General features: G+C 39.3%; 3 protein-coding genes. All 3 read left to right on the top strand.

The annotated features are described in order from the left end of the window. The first annotated feature begins 288 nt into the window (after positions 1-288). The 3 genes from rhaB (at position 289) to M3182_RS25445 (ending at position 3,894) form a co-directional block, all read left to right on the top strand. A complete protein-coding gene (gene rhaB, locus M3182_RS25455) occupies positions 289-1,704 on the top strand; it encodes a rhamnulokinase (RefSeq protein WP_251436912.1) in 1,416 nt (471 codons plus the stop codon). Positions 1,705-1,724: 20 nt separating this feature from the next. Further along, positions 1,725-2,978, top strand: coding sequence for an L-rhamnose isomerase (gene rhaA / locus M3182_RS25450; RefSeq protein WP_251436911.1), 1,254 nt, complete (start codon positions 1,725-1,727; stop codon positions 2,976-2,978). Positions 2,979-3,126: 148 nt separating this feature from the next. After that, entirely contained in the window at positions 3,127-3,894 is a 768-nt protein-coding gene (locus tag M3182_RS25445) for a DeoR/GlpR family DNA-binding transcription regulator (protein ID WP_251560615.1), read from the top strand. Positions 3,895-4,045 lie beyond the last annotated feature (151 nt).

The raw sequence follows: 4,045 nt of genomic DNA, 5'->3' as shown, positions 1-4,045 counted from the left end.
AGTTATATCCAAGATTTCCATGTAAATACTCAGTAACAAGCTTTATTTTAAATTCCTCACTATATTTGACCATAAAAACACCCCCAAAAGTTAGTTTTATACTCTAACTTTTGGGGGTCGGTACCAATGCAACTTCTGTGTGCTCGTTTAATCCTCGAACTAAATACGGGGATGTTGCTTAGTGTGCAAATAACGACAATGAATTTGTCTAATTACGTTATTGGCATCTGCTAACTTTCAAGTATGATAGAAGTATGAGTAACCGCTTACAACAGAAGGGTGATTTGAATGATAAAATGCAGTATTGCTGTTGATATTGGTGCTTCTAGCGGTCGATTAATCGCAGGCTACCTCGAAAACGAAGTGTTAAAGCTACAAGAAATCCATCGATTTGAGAACAAGCTTGTTCGAAGAGGGTCTAACTTTTGTTGGGAGATTGATACACTCTTTGATGAAATCAAAAAAGGAATTCATCAATGTAGCCGTTTAGGATTAGAACCGGAAAGCATTGGTATTGATACATGGGCGGTGGATTTCTTGCTGCTAGATGAAGAGGATCAACCTTTAACAGACGCTGTATCCTACCGAGACCCAAGAACGGATGGAATGATCGAAGAAGTGTCGAAGCTTATTTCGAAGGAACGTCTTTATTCAAAAACCGGCATTCAATTCCAGAAGTTTAATACCATTTATCAACTTTATTCCATCAAACAAAATAATCCTGAGATTTTAGCTCAAGCGAAAACATTTTTGATGATACCTGACTATCTCAACTTTTTATTAACTGGGAAGAAAGTAAACGAATATACAAATGCTACTTCTACTCAACTCGTGAATGCCCATACGAAAGAATGGGACGAAGTACTAATCAAGGACCTGGGTTTGAATAACGAAATGTTCCAAGAAATTCAAATGCCGAAAACGGTGCTCGGTACATTGAGGGAAGAGCTTGTTTCAGAATTTGGCTTTGACATGAAGGTGATCCTTCCAGCAACACATGATACTGGTTCAGCCGTTGTTTCGGTTCCAGAACAAGAGGACACTATCTACATCAGTTCGGGAACATGGTCGTTAATTGGGGTAGAGAATGATCAACCTATTTGTACCCCAGAGGCATTGAACTACAATTTTACCAATGAAGGTGGCATCGATTATCGCTTCCGTTTCCTGAAAAATATTATGGGGCTTTGGATGATTCAGGAAGTGAAGCGAAACTACAATAGTCGATATTCGTTTGGAGACCTTGTTGAATTAGCCAAACAAGCGAAAGAGTATACAGCAATTATCAATGTAAACGATGACCGGTTTATGAAACCAGAGAATATGATTCAAGAAATAATTGCAAGTTGTTTGGCGACAGGCCAGCCAGTCCCAGAAACACCTGGAGAAGTGGCGAAGTGTGTGTATGATAGTTTGGCTGCAAGTTATCAAGATGCGATTAGCCAAATTGAAGGGCTCGTAGGAAGGACATACAAGCAGGTTAATGTCATTGGCGGTGGTTGCCAAAATGAATTGTTAAACGAATTGATTGCGAATGTGACGAATAAAGAGGTCCATGCTGGACCAGTAGAAGCCACCGCAATCGGAAATCTTAGTGCGCAACTTATGGCTCTAGGAATCATTGAGGATATCTCAAAAGCTAGAACCATCATAAAACATTCTTTTGAAATGAAAACCTATTTACCTACTAAAAACCAATCGTGATCAAAAAGGAGATAAACAAAATGACTGTAGAAGCGAATTATCAATATGCGAAAAGTCTTTATGAAAAATGGGGAATTGATGTTGATTCCGTATTAGAAAAATTACAATCTGTACCGGTTTCGATTCATTGCTGGCTAGGCGATGATATTGGTGGGTTTGAAGTAAACAAAAGTGAATTGTCAGGTGGAATCGATGTTACTGGAAATTATCCAGGGAAAGCTAGAACCCCTGAAGAATTACGGCAGGACTTAGAAAAGGCGATGTCGTTAATTCCTGGGAAGCACAGGGTCAATCTGCATACAATTTATGCGGAAACAAATGGCGAAGTGGTTGAGCGTGACCAGGTGAAACCAGAGCATTTTGAAAACTGGGTCAACTGGGCGAAAGAACAAGGATTGGGGCTGGATTTTAACCCAACGCTCTTCTCTCATCCAAAAGCTGCTGATGGTCTAACGCTTTCTCACCCAGACCCAGAAATTAGACAGTTCTGGATTAATCACTGTATTGCTGCACGCCGAATTGGTGAATATTTTGGAAAAGAACTTGGCACGCCTTGTTTGACCAATATCTGGATCCCGGATGGATACAAAGATGTCCCAAGTGACCGTTTAACACCAAGAGTCCGCTTAAAAGAGTCTTTGGATCAGATATTTGCCGATAAAGTGGACGAAAGATACAATGTTGATGCGATTGAGAGTAAATTATTTGGAATTGGTTCAGAGTCTTACGTTGTTGGTTCACATGAATTTTATCTTGGTTATGCTTTAAAGAATAATAAGTTATGTCTATTGGATACAGGGCACTTCCACCCAACTGAGACAGTATCAAATAAAATTTCTTCGATGTTATTATACAGTGACCAACTTGCCTTGCATGTATCCCGCCCGGTTCGTTGGGACAGCGACCATGTTGTTACATTTGATGACGAATTAAAAGAGATTGCTCTTGAGCTTGTCCGTAATGATGCACTAGATAAGGTTAAAATTGGACTAGATTTCTTTGACGCAAGTATCAATCGGATTGCTGCCTGGACGATTGGAACTAGAAACATGATCAAAGCATTGTTGTTTGCGATGTTGACGCCAAATGATTATTTAAAACAGCTCCAAGAAGAAGGAAATTTCACCGAGCGATTAGCTCTTTTAGAAGAATTCAAAACGTATCCGTTCAGTGCGGTTTGGGATTACTATTGTGAGAAGATGGACGTTCCTGTAAGAGAATCTTGGTTAGAAGAAGTAAAAGCCTATGAAGAAGAGGTTTTATCAAAGCGTTAATAAAGAAAAAAGAAGGTGGGCCAACTTTTAAAGCGGCCCGCCTTTTTGTTATTCAAAAAATATGTTATATTTAATCTGTAAAATTAAAAATAAAAATAAATAAAACAACATAAAACCAAAAACGTTGAGTGGGGAAGGGTGTAGCAAAGTGCTTGTTGCGGAAAGACAACGAAAGATTGTGGAATTAGTCAATGAAAAGCTAAGCATTAGAGTTTCTGAGCTAAGCAAAATATTTTCTGTTACGGAGGAAACGATCCGTCGTGACTTAGAAAAGCTTGAAAAAGAAAATCTTTTAATGAGAAGCCATGGAGGAGCGGTTAGCTTAGAAAAGGATCAGTCAGAAACATCCTATTTAGAAAGAGAAATCACCGATGCCTCAGAAAAGAAAGCGATTGCTCTAGAAGCGATTTCGCTCATTGAGCCTGGTGACCAAATTGTTTTAGATGCCAGTACGACGGCTTGGTATATGGCAAAGGAATTGCCAGACATGCCATTAACCGTGCTCACAAACTCAATCAAGGTAGCCATTGAGCTCAGTAGGAAGGAACAAATTAGGGTTATTTCGACCGGCGGAACATTATTGTCACAATCCCTTTCCTATGTTGGTCCTTTAGCGGAGAGATCGCTAAGCATGTACCACGTAAACAAAGCGTTCCTTTCCTGTAAAGGGGTTCATCTTGATAAAGGGTTAAGTGACTTTAATGAACTACAAGCATTACTAAAGAAACAAATGATGGAAATTTCTGATGAAACCGTATTAATGGTTGATTCTAGTAAGTTTGGGACAAGATCGTTTTCTCAAATCGCACCCTTAGCAAGCATTGATACGGTTATCACCGATAGCTATTTGGATGATCAATTGAGAAGGCAGTTAGATGAAAAAAACATTACGGTAAAAATTGCGGCTAAGTCATGATTCTAAGCAGACCTATAAAGGTCTGTTTTTTGTGCGACGGGCAGTCGCATTGAGTGTTGACTGAAGTCAACACTCTTCTTGCATTTTCGGACAGAGACGTCATTTCGATGAAACGACTGAAAGAAGAAAATGTAATAGAATCCCAGATGGT

This window comes from Mesobacillus maritimus (assembly GCF_023715205.1).
Taxonomy (GTDB): domain Bacteria; phylum Bacillota; class Bacilli; order Bacillales; family Cytobacillaceae; genus Mesobacillus_B; species Mesobacillus_B maritimus_C.
Note: the sequence above shows the minus strand (reverse complement) of the source record. Positions and strands in the feature narration are given on the sequence as shown.

Coding starts and splice junctions, on each gene's coding strand:
- rhaB (WP_251436912.1), top strand. CDS start 289: ATGATAAAATGCAGTATTGCTGTTGATATTGGTGCTTCTAGCGGTCGA.
- rhaA (WP_251436911.1), top strand. CDS start 1,725: ATGACTGTAGAAGCGAATTATCAATATGCGAAAAGTCTTTATGAAAAA.